At 65.6% G+C, this 15,415-nt stretch carries 16 protein-coding genes; 12 read left to right on the top strand and 4 right to left on the bottom strand.

The features are described from left to right. Positions 1-11 precede the first annotated feature (11 nt). Positions 12-776: a flagellar basal body P-ring formation chaperone FlgA gene (gene flgA, locus KDK82_RS26660; RefSeq protein ID WP_013800366.1), complete on the bottom strand. Its 765-nt coding sequence runs from the start codon at positions 774-776 to the stop codon at positions 12-14. Positions 777-1,010: 234 nt separating this feature from the next. Here flgA and flgB point away from each other — a divergent pair, with 234 nt between their 5' ends. From flgB to KDK82_RS26600, 12 genes are all read left to right on the top strand, one after another. Continuing rightward, complete coding sequence (gene flgB / locus KDK82_RS26655) at positions 1,011-1,424, top strand: flagellar basal body rod protein FlgB (protein WP_013800365.1); 414 nt, start codon at positions 1,011-1,013, stop codon at positions 1,422-1,424. A gap of 30 nt (positions 1,425-1,454) precedes the next feature. Beyond that, on the top strand, positions 1,455-1,859 hold the full coding sequence (gene flgC, locus KDK82_RS26650) for a flagellar basal body rod protein FlgC (RefSeq protein WP_012202564.1): 405 nt from the start codon (positions 1,455-1,457) through the stop codon (positions 1,857-1,859). A 34-nt stretch (positions 1,860-1,893) separates the two neighbouring features. Further along, the gene (locus KDK82_RS26645; protein ID WP_012202563.1) at positions 1,894-2,556 is read left to right on the top strand and encodes a flagellar hook assembly protein FlgD; all 663 of its coding nucleotides are present in this window, start codon (positions 1,894-1,896) and stop codon (positions 2,554-2,556) included. A gap of 40 nt (positions 2,557-2,596) precedes the next feature. Continuing rightward, complete coding sequence (gene flgE / locus KDK82_RS26640; protein ID WP_034398048.1) at positions 2,597-3,871, top strand: flagellar hook protein FlgE; 1,275 nt, start codon at positions 2,597-2,599, stop codon at positions 3,869-3,871. Between the two features lie 29 nt (positions 3,872-3,900). Then, on the top strand, positions 3,901-4,641 hold the full coding sequence (locus KDK82_RS26635; RefSeq protein ID WP_013800363.1) for a flagellar basal body rod protein FlgF: 741 nt from the start codon (positions 3,901-3,903) through the stop codon (positions 4,639-4,641). A gap of 22 nt (positions 4,642-4,663) precedes the next feature. Continuing rightward, positions 4,664-5,446: a flagellar basal-body rod protein FlgG gene (gene flgG, locus KDK82_RS26630; protein WP_013800362.1), complete on the top strand. Its 783-nt coding sequence runs from the start codon at positions 4,664-4,666 to the stop codon at positions 5,444-5,446. Positions 5,447-5,621: 175 nt separating this feature from the next. After that, the gene (locus KDK82_RS26625; RefSeq protein WP_013800361.1) at positions 5,622-6,329 is read left to right on the top strand and encodes a flagellar basal body L-ring protein FlgH; all 708 of its coding nucleotides are present in this window, start codon (positions 5,622-5,624) and stop codon (positions 6,327-6,329) included. 20 nt (positions 6,330-6,349) lie between these two features. Continuing rightward, positions 6,350-7,498, top strand: a complete 1,149-nt coding sequence (locus KDK82_RS26620) for a flagellar basal body P-ring protein FlgI (RefSeq protein ID WP_012202558.1) — start codon at positions 6,350-6,352, stop codon at positions 7,496-7,498. Beyond that, positions 7,495-8,457, top strand: a complete 963-nt coding sequence (flgJ, locus tag KDK82_RS26615; RefSeq protein ID WP_034398047.1) for a flagellar assembly peptidoglycan hydrolase FlgJ — start codon at positions 7,495-7,497, stop codon at positions 8,455-8,457. The genes KDK82_RS26620 and flgJ overlap by 4 nt, the downstream gene beginning before the upstream one ends. Before the next feature lie 14 nt (positions 8,458-8,471). Next, positions 8,472-10,436 carry a flagellar hook-associated protein FlgK gene (flgK, locus tag KDK82_RS26610; RefSeq protein WP_063327632.1) on the top strand — a complete coding sequence of 655 codons (1,965 nt, stop codon included), beginning with the start codon at positions 8,472-8,474 and terminating at the stop codon, positions 10,434-10,436. A 23-nt stretch (positions 10,437-10,459) separates the two neighbouring features. Beyond that, positions 10,460-11,692, top strand: a complete 1,233-nt coding sequence (flgL, locus tag KDK82_RS26605) for a flagellar hook-associated protein FlgL (protein WP_034398045.1) — start codon at positions 10,460-10,462, stop codon at positions 11,690-11,692. A gap of 21 nt (positions 11,693-11,713) precedes the next feature. Beyond that, positions 11,714-13,006 carry an HDOD domain-containing protein gene (locus KDK82_RS26600; protein ID WP_034398042.1) on the top strand — a complete coding sequence of 431 codons (1,293 nt, stop codon included), beginning with the start codon at positions 11,714-11,716 and terminating at the stop codon, positions 13,004-13,006. Between the two features lie 144 nt (positions 13,007-13,150). Here the strand turns inward: KDK82_RS26600 and KDK82_RS26595 are convergent, their stop codons facing one another. The 3 genes from KDK82_RS26595 to fliD all read right to left on the bottom strand — a co-directional run bounded on the left by KDK82_RS26595 (position 13,151) and on the right by fliD (position 15,392). Further along, positions 13,151-13,450, bottom strand: coding sequence for a flagellar protein FliT (locus KDK82_RS26595; RefSeq protein WP_012202553.1), 300 nt, complete (start codon positions 13,448-13,450; stop codon positions 13,151-13,153). 2 nt (positions 13,451-13,452) lie between these two features. Next, positions 13,453-13,866 carry a flagellar export chaperone FliS gene (gene fliS, locus KDK82_RS26590; RefSeq protein WP_071953706.1) on the bottom strand — a complete coding sequence of 138 codons (414 nt, stop codon included), beginning with the start codon at positions 13,864-13,866 and terminating at the stop codon, positions 13,453-13,455. A 104-nt stretch (positions 13,867-13,970) separates the two neighbouring features. Next, positions 13,971-15,392, bottom strand: a complete 1,422-nt coding sequence (gene fliD / locus KDK82_RS26585; protein WP_088166709.1) for a flagellar filament capping protein FliD — start codon at positions 15,390-15,392, stop codon at positions 13,971-13,973. Positions 15,393-15,415 lie beyond the last annotated feature (23 nt).

Genomic DNA, 15,415 nt, shown 5'->3' with positions numbered 1-15,415 from the left:
TTGAGGTTTTTTTACTGGACCAGCACCACGCCCTCGGGATTCACTACCCCGGAGATGAGCCGGCCATTATCCATGCGAACCCGCACGGTCTGGCCTTCGCCGGCGGCCGACATGGCCTTGCCCGACGATGTGACGGAAAAACCACCACCGTTGACCAGCACACGTACTTCGGCACCCACCGCGAACAGCGCCGGCGTGCGCAGCATGTTCTGGCGCAGCGCCTGGCCTGCGGCCAGCGGGCGGGAAGCCACCAAACCCACCCAGTCCTGCTGGTTGGCGTAGACGGCGGCCGATTCCTCGGCCCAGTCCACTTCGGCCTGGACGGCATCGTCGGCCGACAGCGGGCGGCCCGAAGGCACGCCGTTTTGCAGCACCCAGGCCGGCCCCCAGGCCTTGACCGTGATGGGCAGGAACACATTCCAGGCCACGGCGCCCTGCAGGCAGCGCAGACCCAGGCGGGTACGGCCCCACAGGCGCGAGCCTGCGGGCAAATAGGGTTCGACCTTGGCGCAGGCGGCCAGGCGCAGGCGGGGATCGAGCTGGCCCATCTGCACTTCCATGCGCAGGGGCAAGGCGCCCGCGCCGGCCATGCCTTGCTGCAGGGCCTCGTCGGCAAAGCGCTGGCCGATCTGGCTGAGCTGGGCTGCACCGTCAGGAGCGTTTTGCGCGAAGGCAGGGCCTGCCAGCGACGCTCCAGCGGCAAGCGCAGCGCATGCGGCGGCGCGAGCGAGGGCTCGGACGGCGGATGGCGAATGGGCGGTGCTGAAGTTCGGCATGGCTGTGGCTCCTGACTTGCTCCGGCCTCCCGTCAGGATGGGTGGGACACCTGGAGCGATGCCAGCAAATATAGGACGAGCGCTCTTTTCCGAAGCGCCGAACTGCGCAGGCAAACGCGCTTTCTTCGCGCTTTAGCGTTCGGGCCCGATTTCCATAATCGACGCATGCCGCAGTCCGTGGGCTGCCGCCATTTCGTCAACCGATCACCGCAAATCCCAGAGGGCGAGGCCGACATGCTCGACAAGATGACTGAACGACTGGACTTCCAGAGCAAGGCGCTGGTGCTGCGCGCCGAGCGCCAGCGTGCAATCGCCAGCAACATCGCCAATGCCGACACCCCGGGCTATGTGGCACGCGACTTCAATTTCCGCGAGGCGCTGACGGCCGTTACCTCCGGCCCCTCGCCCATGACGCTGGCCAGCGTCAGCCAGGGCGGCCACATTCCGCTGCCTGCTGCCGCCTCGGGGCAGAGCGCGCAAAGCCATCTCGGCTACTCGGTGCAGGCCCAGACCAACATGGACAACAACACCGTGGACCTGGACCGCGAACGCGCCAACTTCGTCGACAACGCCGTGCGCTACGAAGCCACGCTGCGCTTTCTGAACGGCCAGGCCAAGACCATGCTGTCGGCCATCCAGGGCCAGTAAGCCGGCGCCACAGACCACAGGAGCTTTCCCATGTCCATGTTCTCCATCTTCAGCATCTCCGGCAGTGCCGTCAGCGCCCAATCGCAGCGCCTGAACGTCGTGGCCTCGAATCTGGCCAACGTCGATGCCGTGGCCGGCCCCGACGGCAAGGCCTACCAGGCGCGCCAGGTGGTCTTCCAGACCGTGGCCATGGGCGAGGAAGGCTCCTCTGGCGTGCGCGTCAGCGCCATCAGCCAGGACAACACGCCCGGCCGCCGCATCCACGACCCCCAGCACCCGCTGGCCGATGCCGAAGGCTATGTGACGCACTCCAACGTCAGCGCCGTGGACGAGATGGTCAACATGATCTCGGCCTCGCGCTCCTACCAGAACAACGTCGAGGTCATGAACACGACCAAGTCGCTGCTGCTCAAAACCCTGCAGATGGGCCAGTGAGCCCCGTCCGCACCACTTTCCAGGAGCCACTCCCATGATCTATGGCGCAGGCAGCGTCGCCAGCACGGCCGACATCAACAACAAGTCCGCCACGAGCAATTCGACCACCGACCCCGCGGCGGCGCAGGACCGTTTCCTGAAGCTGCTGGTCGCGCAGTTGAACAACCAGGATCCCATGAATCCCATGGACAACGCGCAGATGACCTCGCAGATGGCGCAGATCAACACCGTCACCGGCATCCAGCAGTTGAACAAGACCATGGAAAGCATGGCCGGCCAGTTCACCGCCATGCAGGTGCTGCAGGGCACGCAGATGATCGGCCGCACCGTGCTGACCGAAGGCAACACCCTGGGCGTGGGCAAGGAAAAGTCCTATACGGCTGCCTTCGACCTCGAAGGCCCGGCCGCCGACGTGAAGGTGCAGATCACCACCGCCAGCGGCGAGCTGGTGGACACCGTCGAGCTGGGCAGCGGCACCGCTGGCCGCAACTACTTCACCTGGGACGGCAGCAAGTACACGGGCGATGCCAGCCAGCTGCGCTACACGGTGCAGGCCACGAATGCCGACACGGTCGTGGCCTCGACCACGCTGTCGCCCCATGCGGTGCTCGCCACAGGCACCACCGACGGCAAGCTGACGCTGGAGCTGGACGACGGCACCAACGTCGCCTACGCCTCCGTCAAGGCCGTGTACTGACCCCCGCACCATCCACCCAAATACATCGCAGGAGCACACCATGGGATTCCAACAAGGCCTCTCGGGTCTGAACGCCGCCAGCAAGAACCTGGACGTGATCGGCCACAACATCGCCAACGCCAACACCACGGGCTTCAAGTCCTCGCGCGCCGAGTTCGCCGAGGCCGTGGCCAGCGCCGTGGGTTCGGCCAGCGGCCAGAACAGCGGCATCGGCGTCAATGTGGCCGCCGTGACCCAGCAGTTCCGCCAGGGCCCGATCACCACCACGGGCAACAACCTGGACGTGGCCATCAACGGCAACGGCTTCTTCGTCGTGCGCCAGCCCGACGGCAGCACGGCCTATACGCGCGCCGGCAACTTCGGCCTGGACAAGCAGGGCAACCTCAAGACCGTGCAGGGCGACAACGTCATGGGCTACCCCGTGGACGCCACCACGGGCAAGGTGCTGGCCGGCGGCCAGCCCGTGCCCATGGTCTTTCCTTCGGGCCAGCCGATCGCTGCCAAGACCACGACCAAGATCGACGTGTCGCTGAACCTCGATGCGCGCGCCACGCCCGCAGCCGGCAACTCCACCGCCACGCCGCCCGTGCCCGCCACGCCGCGCGCCACCTATGGCACCTCGATCAACGTCTATGACAGCCAGGGCGTGCCCACGCCGGTGCAGATGTACTTCGAGAAGGACGCAGCATCCAACACCTGGAAGGTCTATGACGGCCTGGACGATCCGACGGCATCGCCCCCGAAGGTCGCCACCCTGCTGACCACGCTGGTGTTCGATGCCTCCGGCAAGATCACCAGCGGCAGCCCTGTGACTGGCGTGCAGATCAAGAGCAGCAACCCCAACGCGCCCACGCCCGGCACCATCAACGGCACGGCGGGCGTGACGCTGGACTTCTCCAACGTCTCGCAGTTCGGCTCCAAGTTCGCGGTCAGCAGCCTCAAGCAGGACGGCTACACCGCAGGCGCGCTCACCGGCATCAATGTCGGCAACGATGGCTCCATCGTGGCCACCTACTCCAACGGCGTGACGCGCACCGAGGGCCAGCTGGCCCTGGCCGCCTTCACCAACACCCAGGGCCTGGGCGCCGTGGGCGACAACAAGTGGGTGGAGACCTCGGATTCGGGCCCGGCGCTGAACGGCACGGCCGAGTCGGGCACCTTCGGCTCGCTGCGCTCGGGAGCGCTGGAAGACTCCAACGTGGACCTGACCGCCGAGCTGGTGAACATGATGACCGCGCAGCGCGCCTACCAGGCCAATGCCCAGACCATCAAGACCCAGGACCAGGTCTTCTCGACCCTGGTGAACCTGCGCTGATAGCCAAGAACTGAGTCAGGAGAGCCGGCATGGACCGCATCATCTACACCTCCATGACGGGCGCCAACGCAGCGGCGCAGCGTCAGTCCGTGCTGGCCCACAACCTGGCCAATGCCGGCACCAATGGCTTTCGGGCCGAAATGTCCACCTTCCGCTCCGTGCCCCTGCAGGGCAGCGGCGCGGGCACGCGCGTGTTCGCGCTGGAGGCGACCTCCGGCTACGTGGACACGCCCGGACCCACCCAGCGCACGGGCCGCGCACTGGACGCCATGGCCATGGGCCGCGCCTGGTTCGCCGTTCAGGGCCTGGATGGCCAGGAGGCCTACACGCGCAACGGCGTGTTCGAGGTTTCCCCCGAGGGTCAGCTGGTCAACAGCAACGGCCAGGCCGTGCTGTCCGACGGCGGCGGCCCCATCGACATTCCCCCCGAGTCCACGATCACGCTGGGCTCGGACGGCACGCTGACCGCCAAGACCGGCAACCAGCTGCCCGTGGCCGTGGGCCGCGTCAAGCTGGCCACGCCGCCCGAGGACGCCGCGCTGGTGCGCGGCAATGACGGCCTGTTCCGCACGGGCGACGGCGATCCGCTGCCCAACGACGAGAACGCACGCCTGCTGTCCGGCGCCATCGAAGGCTCGAACGTGAACTCGGTGGAGACCATGGTCGGCATGATTGCCGCCGCCCGCCAGTTCGAGACCCAGATGCGCCTGCTGCAGACGGCAGAAACCAATGACAAGACGGCCAGCCAACTCTTGAGCATGAACGGCTGAAAGCACTGAAAAGGAAAACGCCATGATCAATTCACTGTTCATCTCCAAGACCGGCATGGAAGCCCAGCAGACCCAGCTGGACGTGATTTCCCATAACCTGGCCAACGTCTCGACCACGGGCTACAAGCGCGCCAGCGCGGTGTTCGAGGATCTGATCTACCAGAACCTGCGCCAGTCCGGCTCGCAGACGACCGAGCAGAACCAGCTGCCCACGGGCCTGCACCTGGGCCTGGGTGTGCGCACGGTGGCCACCTCGCGCAATTTCCTGCAGGGCGCCCTGCAGCAGTCCAACAATGCGCTGGACGTGGCCATCGACGGCAACGGCTTCTTCCAGGTCAACATGCCCGACGGCACCACGGCCTATACCCGTGACGGCTCCTTCCAGGTGGATGCGCAGGGCCAGCTGGTGACGGCCAGCGGCATGCCCATCGCCAACGGTGTGACCATTCCCCAGGGCGCGACCAAGGTGTCGATCAGCCCCGAGGGCGTGGTCAGCGTGACCATGGCCGGACAGGCCGCGCCCCAGCAGGTGGGCAATATCGCGATGAGCCAGTTCATCAATCCGGCCGGCCTGGAGCCGCGTGGCCAGAACCTGTTCACCGAGACCGCTTCCTCGGGCCAGCCCCAGCAGGGCCAGCCCGGCGTCAACGGCATGGGCATGATCAAGCAGGGCTACCTGGAAGGCTCGAACGTGAACGTGGTGCAGGAACTGGTGACCATGATCCAGACCCAGCGCGCCTATGAAATGAATTCCAAGGCCATCACGACTTCGGACCAGATGCTGGCCAAGCTCGCGCAGCTGTAATCGATCTCTCCCCCTGAGCGGCTTCGCCGCTTCCCCCTCTCTCGCTGCGCGGGAGGGGGACGACACCCTCGGTGCGGGGCGGCCCTTCCTCGGTGTCCCTGGGCTGGGACATGCCAGTTCTCGAGGGTGGGGTCTGCATGCGCAGCCATGAACCATTGAACCCGGGAACATCGCCATGACCCAACGAACCTTCTCCCTTTCCGCGACGGGCACATGCCTGGCGCTGGCGGCAGTCCTGTCGGGCTGCACGACGCTCAATGACCCGCCGCCCGTGGACATGCCGTCCACGGCACCACCGGTGCTGATGCCGGCCGCGCCCGTGGCGGGCAGCCCTACGGGCAGCCTGTTCAATGCCGCCAGCTACCGTCCCGGTTTCGAGAACCGGCGCGCGCGCCTGGTGGGGGACATGGTGACGGTGCAAATCGTGGAGCGCGTGACGGCCAGCCAGAAGTCGGATTCGGGTCTGAAGCGCTCCAACAAGACCACGGCGGGGATTTCTGCGCTGCCGCTGTTCTCGGGCAATGCGCTGGCCAATCTCAAGGACCGCTCGAACATCGGTTTCAACAACAACAACGACTACACGGGCTCGGGCTCGACGTCGAGCGACAACACGTTCACGGGCGCCATCAGCACGACGGTGGTCGATGTGCTGCCCAACGGCCATCTGGTGATCGCCGGAGAAAAGCAGATCGGCGTGAACCACAACGTGGATGTGCTGCGCTTCACGGGCACGGTGGACCCGCGCACGATGCAGCCCGGCAGCCTGGTCGCATCGACCCAGGTGGCCAATGTGCGCGTGGAATCGCGCAGCCGCGGACAGGCCGGGGAAGCGCAGTCAATTGGCTGGTTGTCCCGGTTCTTTTTGAACGTTATGCCGTTCTGATTCTCCGGAGAATGGACAGCATGAAAGTACTGTCCATGCTCCTGACATTGCGCCAAGCGCAGCGCCCCTTCTGGGTTGCCGCCGCCCTCGGCGCCAGCATGCTGACCCTGCCGGCGCATGCAACACGCATCAAAGAGGTCGCTGCCATCCAGGGCGTGCGCAGCAACCAGTTGACCGGCTACGGTCTGGTGGTCGGCCTCGACGGCACGGGCGACCAGACCACCCAGATGCCCTACACCAAGCAGGCGCTGGCCAATTACCTGGAGCAGATGGGCATCTCGCTGCCCGCCACAGGCAATTCGGGCCAGCTGCAGCTCAAGAACGTGGCGGCCGTGATCGTCACCGCCGAACTGCCGGCCTTTGCCCAGCCGGGCCAGGCCATCGACGTGGTGGTCTCCTCCGTGGGCAATGCCAAGTCGCTCAAGGGCGGCACCCTGGTGGCCACGCCGCTGCGCGGCGCCGATGGCGAGATCTATGCGCTGGCCCAGGGCAACCTCGTGGTCGGCGGCGCCGGCGCCTCGGCCGGCGGCTCCAAGGTACAGATCAACCACCTGAGCGCCGGCCGCGTGCCGCAGGGCGCCCAGGTCGAGCGCGCCGTACCCACCCCGATCAATGAAGGCGACAGCATCACGCTGGGCCTGAACGCCACCGATTTCCAGACCGCCGACAAGGTGGTGCGCGCCATCAACCAGCGCATGGGTCAGGGCGTGGCACAGGCGCTGGACGGGCGCACCGTGCGCGTGTCCGCGCCCCAGGACCCGGGATCGCGCGTGCGCATGATCGCCGAGATCCAGGAGATGCCGATCGAGACCTCCAAGCCCTCGGCCAAGGTCGTGATCAATGCACGCACGGGCTCCATCGTGCTCAACCAGGCCGTGACCCTGGGCCCCTGCGCCATCGCGCATGGCAACCTGGCCATCACCATCAGCACCACGCCGGTGATCAGCCAGCCCGGCGCCTTCTCGCAGGGCCAGACCGTGGTGGCCCAGAAGTCCGACATCCAGATCAAGCAGGAGCCCGGCAACATCATCAACATGCCTGGCTCCCCGCAACTGACAGACGTGGTGCGCGCACTCAACACGCTGGGCGCCACGCCCCAGGACCTGCTGGCCATCCTGCAGGCCATCAAGGCAGCAGGCGCCCTCAACGCCGAACTGGAGGTGATATGAGCATCGCACTTCCCAATGGATCGCAGACTGCGGCCAGCAATGCGCTGGCGGCGGATGCGCGGTCCCTGAACGCACTCAAATTCGCGGCCGGCGAGAACAGTCCGCAGGCCGCGAAGGAAACCGCCAAGCAGCTGGAATCGCTGTTCATGCGCGAGATGATCAAGAGCATGCGCGAGGCCACCATGAAGTCCGGCCTGCTCGACAGCGCACAGGGCAACCTGAGCACCGACATGCTGGACCAGCAGCTGTCGGTGGCCATGTCGGGCCAGCCCGGCGGCCTGTCGGATGCCATCACGCGACAGCTGGCCCGCACCATGGGCTCGGAAGCCGCCGAGGATGCCGAGATCTCCGTGCCCTCCACACTGAGCATGAGCCGCATCGCCTGGCGCAGCACGGCCGGCAGCGCCAATGGCACCACAGCTGCCTGGAGCGGCAGCCGCAGCAGCGCGGCCCAGTCCGTCAACGCCTACGCGCCCGCGCCCAAGGGCCGTGACAACTTCGTCGCCCACCATGGCGACGCCGCTGCACGCGTGGCGCAGGAAAGCGGCATTCCGGCCGCCTTCATGCTGGGCCAGGCCGGACACGAGACCGGCTGGGGCAAGAGCGAAATCAAGAATGCCAATGGCAGCAATGCCCACAACCTGTTCGGCATCAAGGCCGGCAAGGGCTGGACGGGCAAGGTCGCCGAGGTCACGACCACCGAATACATCGACGGCGTGGCGCGCAAGGTCACGGCCAAGTTCCGCGCCTACGACTCCTACGAGGAATCCTTCCGCGACTACGCGCGCCTGATCACCAGCAATCCGCGCTACGAGAAAGCCATGGGCAAGACCGACTCGGCCCTGGCCTATGCGACCGAGCTGCAGAAAGCCGGCTACGCCACCGATCCCGAATACGCCAGCAAGCTCAGCCGCGCCATCCAGAGCGCCGTGCAGAGCGCGGCACGTGCCCAAGCCTAACCAGAGAACACGTCATGAGCCTTTTGAACGTCGGGTCCCGCGCCCTGATGGCGAACCAGATCGCCCTGCAGACCACAGGCCACAACATCGCCAACGTCAACACGGCCGGATATTCGCGCCAGAGCGTGGCCTTCCAGACCTCGCCGGGCCAGAACATGGGCAGCGGCTACATCGGCAATGGCGTGGATGTGAACACCATCCTGCGCAACTTCAATGACCTGCTCAACCGCCAGGCAGCCACGGCCAGCGCCGTGTCGGCGGCCGACTCGGCACGTGCCACCTCGCTGGCGCAGATGCAGGAAGTGTTCGGCGGCGGCAAGACTGGCCTGGGCGCGGCGATCACCGACATGATGAATTCGTTCGGCGACGTGGCCGGTGCGCCCACCGACCCGTCGGCGCGCCAGGTGGTGCTCACGCGCATGAACGAGCTGGCGGCGCGCTTTCGCTCGGCATCGGCCCAGCTGGACGAGCTGGACTACAGCGCCAAGCAGCAGATGGGCAACGATGTGACCGTGGTCAACAGCCTGGCCGGCCAGGTGGCCACACTCAATGCGCAGATCAGCCGCTCCATCGCCTCGGGCCAGACGCCCAACGACCTGCTGGACCAGCGCGACCAGCTGGTGCGCAACATCAACAAATACGTGCAGACCAGCCAGATCCCTGCGGACGACGGCAGCATCAGCCTGTTCGTGGGCGGCAGCCAGCCGCTGGTGCTGGGACCCAATTCCGCCCAGCTCACGCTCAAGGAAGCCACCGAGTTCCCGGGCAGCGGCAAGATGGCCCTGTACTTCCAGCAGCCCGGCGGCCAGAACGTGGAACTGACGCCCTCCATGCTGGGTGGCGGCGAGATCGCAGGCCTGCTGCAGTTCCAGGGCAGCGACCTGACCGAGGGCCGCAACCTGCTGGGCCGCATGGCACTGGCCATTGGCGACTCGCTGAACGAGCAAAACAACCTGGGCCTGACGCTGTCGGGACAAAGCGGCAGCAATCTGTTCAAGCTGTCCATGGTCAGCAACGGCTCGACCACGGGCGCGCAGTGGACAGGCGCCACCACGCCGACGACCACGGTGGTCGACTCCAGCCAGCTCAAGGCATCCGACTACCAGATCGTCTTCGGCAGCACGGCGCCGGCAGGCAAGGTCATCCGCCTGTCGGACGGCAAGGTCACGGACTTCACCGACATGACCGACCTGAGCTCCAAGGAGATCGACGGCCTGCGCTTCGACCTCAAGGCCGAAGGCGTGTCGGGCAACACCGTGCTGTTCCGCCCCATGGCGGCGGGCGCCCACGACATTCAGGCCGCCGTGCACTCGCCCAATGACCTTGCCGTGGCCAACCCCGTGGCGGCCAGCATCAAGTCGCTGGGCGATGCGACCCTGCAAATGGGCGGCATCCAGGTCAGTGCCGGCTTCAACCTGGCAGGCTTTGCCGGCGCCGAGGTGTCGTTCAGCAAGAACGCCACCGGGCAGCTGGAATACACCATCACCCCGGCACCCGCAGGCGGCATTCCCGCCACCGGTCTCTACACCTCCGGCCAGCCGATACAGCTGGCACCGGGCCTGCAGGTCAAGATCACCGGCACGCCCGCCATCAACGGAACCACCAGCGACAAGGTCACGCTGGGCAAGGCCACCGACCCACAGTACGGCACGGCCTATCAGCGCGATGCGGGCAATGCCAGCTCCTTCCTGGCCCTGCGCGACAGCAAGCTCTTCGATGGCTCGACCACGCTGAGCGACGGTTTTTCCACCGCCATGGCCCAGGTCGGAACGCGCACGCAGAGCGCGCAGTACGCGGCCAAGCTGTCCGAGACCATTGCCAAGAACCTGGAGGCGGACCGCACGGCCGTCTCGGGCGTGAACCTCGACGAAGAGGCCGCCAAGCTGCTGCAGTACCAGCAGTCCTACCAGGCCTCGGCCAAGATGCTGCAGGTCGCGCAAAGCATTTTCGACAGCGTTCTGCAGACCGTAGGCCGCTGATCACAGGACAGGAGTATTCCACCATGAGCATCTCCCGCATTGGCACGGCCAACATGTACGAAAGCACCATCAACAACCTGAACTCGCGCAACACGAGTCTGGTGGACCTGATGGAAAAGACCACCTCCGGCAAGCGCGTGGTGCGCGCCAGCGACGACCCCGTGGCCGCCGCACAGGCCGAACGCGCACTCACGCGCATCTCCCGCTCGGAAAACGACCAGCGCGTGCTGGGCCTGCAGCGCGATGTGATCGCCCAGGGCGAATCCAAGCTGGGTACGGCCCAGGACGCGCTCAAGGACTTCCGCGACAAGATCCTGGCGGCAGGCAACGGTTCCTATGACCAAAAGGCCCGTGATGCGCTGGTGCAGGAACTCCAAAGCCTGCGCGACCAGGTCCTGAGCTACGCCAATGCCAAGGACTCCAATGGCATGCCTCTCTTCCGGGGACTGGGCAGCAAGGAAGACCCCCTGACCAGCGCCACGCCTGGCGCGAGCTCCCAGCTGCAGGCAGGCCAGAGCACAGGCGGCGAGAACGGGCTGCCGATCGCGCTGGACGGGTTCTCGACCTGGATGAACGTGCCTACGGGCAACGGCGTGTTTTCCGTCTCGCGCCAGTCGGTGGCCGGCAGTTCCGCCTACGCGAGCCTGGGTACCGTAACGGATCCCAGTCAACTGACCAGTGACACCTACACCATTGCCTTCGTCAAGGACCCGGTCACCAACGCCGTCACCTATAGCATCGACGCCTTCAATCCCCTGCCCGCCCCCGGGGGCACCACAACCAACAAGGTTCCCGCCGGTACGGCCTTCCCCGCCGACGGCAAACTCACCGTGGACGGCATGTCCGTCGGCATTTCGGGCAACCCGGCCACCGGCGACACCTTCAAGCTGGCGCCCAGCCAGCGCACCGACCTGTTCAGCGTGCTCGACGGCGTGATTTCCGCAGTCAAGAACGGCGGCACGGACCCTGGCGGCCTGCAGCAAGGGCTGGCACGCGGCCTCAATGAACTCGATGCCGGCATGAGCCGCGTCCAGGCCATGCGCAGCTTCGCCGGCGACCAGCTCAACCGCGCCGACCGCCTTGAAGACGACATGAAGAACCAGGCGGACCAGCAGGAAGCGGCGCGTTCGCGGGCCGAAGACATCGATATGATCAAGGCCCTCTCCGATGTGGACATGCAGAAGGTGGGCATGCAGGCTGCCTTGCAGTCCTATGCCTCGATCCAGAAACTGTCACTGTTCAACTTCATCAACTGATAGCCACCCGCGCATGCATCCATGGTCCAGTCCGTCCTGAGCTCTCTGACCCTCGGCTATAGGCCGCTCTGGAACCAGGCCCGCCGTCTGGCGGGCGTGCAGCTTTATCTTCACGAGGAACCCGGCGTCCAGGCCGACGTGGCCCACCTGCTGCGCATACTGCGCGAGACCTGGGGCACGCAGTCGCCGCCGGTACTTCTGTCGCCCCAGTCGCGCCAGGTGCTGTGCGACCTGCTGGAAAACGCCTCCAAGGGCAGCCCCTGGATCGAGGTGCGCGGCGACTGGCTGCAGGACTCCGCCATCTACGACCTGGTGCGCCAGGCCCATGCGCGCGGCCTGATGCTGGTGTGGCGCGGGCCGCTGTCCGATGTGCCCGACGCCCAGGCCGCCCACTGGTTTGCCAGCAGCCTGCTGCACCTGCCGCCCGAAGGCGCCTCAGGCATGCAAAACCAGACAGCGCTTGCGCTGCAACAGGCCGCGCAGGCAGCCCAGGCACCGACCAAGCTGCAGGCCCTGAAGCAGGCCGCCAGGCCCGCACCCACCCTGCCGCCCCTGCAACTGCTGGGCGGCCAGATGTACGAGGGGCTGGACAGCCTGGCCCTGACCGATCTGTGCCTGGACAGCTTCCATGCGGGCGCCATCGCCGGCTGGCCCGTGGCCGATACGCTGCATGCCCAGCGCCATCACGCCGCCCTGCCCAGCCGCGACACCGTGCTCGCACTGATGCGCGCCGTCGATGCCGAGCAATCGATCGAGGCCTTCGAGCAGATCCTGGGCGAGGACCCCATCCTGGCCTATCGCTTCATGCTCTACACCAACTCCGCAGCCCTGGGCCTGCGGGGCAATGTGGACTCGCTGCGCCGCGGCCTGGTGATGCTGGGATACGGCACGCTGCAGCGCTGGCTGTCCGACCAGCTGCCCCACGCCTGCACCGAGCCCAGCCTGGTGCCCGTGCGCACCGCCATCCGGCTGCGCGCCAGCCTGACCGAGCGACTGATCGAGGCCGGCATCAGCCACGACCTGCAGCGCGAGGTCTATCTGCTGGGCCTGCTCTCGCAGCTGGACCAGCTGCTGGGCGAACCCCTGCCCACCGCGCTGCGCCGCATTCCCGTGTCCGAGCGCGTCTTCGACGCCGCAGTGACGCGCACCGGCCCCTACGCGCCGGCCCTGCTCATGGCCATTGCGCTGGAGTCCGACGATCCCGCACCGATTCGCCAGCTGCGCGAAGAACACGCCTTCGAGATCGAGGACGTGAACCGCATTCTGCTGCGCATGCTCAGCGAACTGCAGGTGCAGCCCGCGCCTGCGGCCTGATCAGTCCACAGCGGCCGGGTGGGAAGCCTCAGCCGCCGCTGGCATCCGCAGATTCCGCCAATAAAAAAACCGCCTGAACATCAGGCGGTTTTTTTTGTGTCCGGCAGGAAGGCTGCGGATGCAGCTCCTGCCGATCTGCCCTGCTCAATGCATGGCGTGGGGCTGGCCGTCGAACATGTGCTCGAACTGTGCCAGCCAGGGCTCGGCCAGCGTGCGGATCTGGGCATCGTTGCGCAGGATGCGCTGCATGATGCGGGCCTTCTCCTTGCGCTGATCGGGCGCCAGCGGCTCGTCATGCGACTTGAGCCGCAGCTGTTCGATCAGCACGGCACAAGTGCCCTCGTAGCGCGTCACCCCCTCCCAATCCTTGTTCTGTGCGGCCTGCAGCATCTTGGCGCTGCTGTCTTCTATGGCACGGTAAAAGTCAATCAATGTCAGCTCCATTTCTAGGTCCCGGCAACGGCTGGCGTGTTGGCGATGTCGCGCCAACCATGGGCAATCGGAGCCAGCACATCCTGCGCGCTTTGCAGCAGCGCCGTGTCGTTGCGCAGATTGGCCAGCGTCAGCTGGGTGATGCTGTAGTCGTAGACGGAAATCAGGTTCTGGGCCAGCTCGCCACCTTCATCGGGATTGACAGAGGCCTTCAGGCCTTCTTCCAGAATGCGCACGGCCTTGCCGATCTGCACACCCTTCTCACCGATGTCGCCACGCTGCATGGCTCCCTTGGCCGCGTTCAGCGCTTTTTCGAGCGCATCGAACAGCAGCTGGATCAGCTGGTGGGGCGATGCGCCGTCCACGGAGGACTGGACGCCGACCTGGGCGTAGGCACTTGCAGCACGGCGGTTGAGCGATGTGTACATGTTCGTTTCCTTGATGTCTTGTTCTTCGGCTGCAATGCCTGAAAATTTAGAGGCACCGGGCATTGGTTACAGAAAACACGACCGCCGCTCCGCATTGCTCCTATTTATTTATTCCACTGGGAAACCTGCTGGTTCATGTAGGCACTGAGCGCCGAATAGCCGCTCATCTTCTTGTCCAGCGACGCGTACTGCTCACGCAGGCGCTTTTCCAGCGAATCGGCCTGGTCGTTGATCCGGTCCTGGGACTTGCCGTTGCTCTTCTTGAGCTCCTGCAGGCTCTTGCTCTTGGTGTCGAAGGTGCCATCGAATTCCAGCGCCTTGCGCGTGAAATCCTTCATGCGCGCGGCCAGGCCTTGCGTATTGGGCTGCCCGTCCGTACCCACCGCGGCAAACATCTTGCTCATGGACTCGGGATCCTTCAGCGCTGCGTCCAGCTTGGTCTTGTCGCTGGCCGTCGTACCGTAGGCCAGCTTGCCGCCCTTCTGGATCTGAATGCCCATGTCCGACAGGCGCTTGAGCGTGTCCGCCCCGCCATCGACCGAGCCCGAGACCACGCTGCGCAGGCTGTTGGTCATGCCCACCGTGGTGGAATCACCCTGCAGCAGCCCCGCCACCTTGCTTTCGGCGTCGTATTTGGTCGAACTGGACAACGCGTCGTTGAGCGCGTTGTAGGCATCCATGAAGGCCTGGATCTTCTTCTTCATGCCCTCGGTGTCCGAAGACACCGTCACCGTCACCGGAGTTGCTGGAGCTGTCTCCTGGTTCACTGTGATGTTGAGACCCGGCAGAGTCTGCTTGAATTCGTTGGTGGTCGATTGCACCTTGATGCCGTTGACTGTCACCTCGGCATTCTGGGCGTACTGCGCCACGGAGCCCGAGGTGGCCGCGCCATTGAACGCCAGAGCAGAAAGGCTGGAATCGCCACTGGCACCCACAGTGAAGCCCGCATCCGCACCGGTGCTGCGCGAGCGCAGGACAAGGCGTTCGCCCTGGGCATCCTTGAGCACTGAAGCCACCACGCCGGCGCCCTTGCTGTTGATGGCCTGGACCACGTCCTCCAGCTTGGCGCCTGCTGCGATATCGATATCCAGCGGTGTTCCAGGGTTGCTGAACTGGCTTCCGTCCGTGTTCCAGGTTCCCATGGTGATGGTGAGCTTACCCGCGCCGAACTGCGTGTCCTTCGGCATGATGCCGGTGGCCACCGATTGGCTGCGCGCCAGCTTGTCCACCGAGATTACCGAAGAACCCGGCAGCGCATTGGCGTCCGTGACCGAAACCGCCACGGCCGTACTGGTCGTGGCAGCATTGGTCAGGCGCCACGTATCGGCATTGGCCAGCGAAGTGGCCGCGTCCTGAAGCGTGGACATCAGGGACTTGATCTGCCCGAACGTGGATATCTTGGAATCCAGGACAGACGCTTTTTGCTGAAGCGGAACCAGTGACTGCCTTTGCAGGGCCACCAGTTTGGCGATCATCGTCTCGTCCAGGCCGCTGCCGCTGATGCCAGCTGAACTCAAGGTGGCCATGACCATCCCTTTCTAAGTGCAGA

Origin of the sequence: Delftia sp. K82, assembly GCF_002193035.1 — a bacterium.
GTDB lineage: Bacteria > Pseudomonadota > Gammaproteobacteria > Burkholderiales > Burkholderiaceae_C > Comamonas > Comamonas acidovorans.
Note: the sequence above shows the minus strand (reverse complement) of the source record. Positions and strands in the feature narration are given on the sequence as shown.

Coding starts and splice junctions, on each gene's coding strand:
- KDK82_RS26635 (WP_013800363.1), top strand. CDS start 3,901: ATGGACCGCATCATCTACACCTCCATGACGGGCGCCAACGCAGCGGCG.
- flgG (WP_013800362.1), top strand. CDS start 4,664: ATGATCAATTCACTGTTCATCTCCAAGACCGGCATGGAAGCCCAGCAG.
- KDK82_RS26600 (WP_034398042.1), top strand. CDS start 11,714: ATGGTCCAGTCCGTCCTGAGCTCTCTGACCCTCGGCTATAGGCCGCTC.
- KDK82_RS26595 (WP_012202553.1), bottom strand. CDS start 13,450: ATGGAGCTGACATTGATTGACTTTTACCGTGCCATAGAAGACAGCAGC.
- flgL (WP_034398045.1), top strand. CDS start 10,460: ATGAGCATCTCCCGCATTGGCACGGCCAACATGTACGAAAGCACCATC.
- flgE (WP_034398048.1), top strand. CDS start 2,597: ATGGGATTCCAACAAGGCCTCTCGGGTCTGAACGCCGCCAGCAAGAAC.
- flgC (WP_012202564.1), top strand. CDS start 1,455: ATGTCCATGTTCTCCATCTTCAGCATCTCCGGCAGTGCCGTCAGCGCC.
- KDK82_RS26620 (WP_012202558.1), top strand. CDS start 6,350: ATGAAAGTACTGTCCATGCTCCTGACATTGCGCCAAGCGCAGCGCCCC.
- KDK82_RS26645 (WP_012202563.1), top strand. CDS start 1,894: ATGATCTATGGCGCAGGCAGCGTCGCCAGCACGGCCGACATCAACAAC.
- fliS (WP_071953706.1), bottom strand. CDS start 13,866: ATGTACACATCGCTCAACCGCCGTGCTGCAAGTGCCTACGCCCAGGTC.
- fliD (WP_088166709.1), bottom strand. CDS start 15,392: ATGGCCACCTTGAGTTCAGCTGGCATCAGCGGCAGCGGCCTGGACGAG.
- KDK82_RS26625 (WP_013800361.1), top strand. CDS start 5,622: ATGACCCAACGAACCTTCTCCCTTTCCGCGACGGGCACATGCCTGGCG.
- flgK (WP_063327632.1), top strand. CDS start 8,472: ATGAGCCTTTTGAACGTCGGGTCCCGCGCCCTGATGGCGAACCAGATC.
- flgA (WP_013800366.1), bottom strand. CDS start 776: ATGCCGAACTTCAGCACCGCCCATTCGCCATCCGCCGTCCGAGCCCTC.
- flgB (WP_013800365.1), top strand. CDS start 1,011: ATGCTCGACAAGATGACTGAACGACTGGACTTCCAGAGCAAGGCGCTG.
- flgJ (WP_034398047.1), top strand. CDS start 7,495: ATGAGCATCGCACTTCCCAATGGATCGCAGACTGCGGCCAGCAATGCG.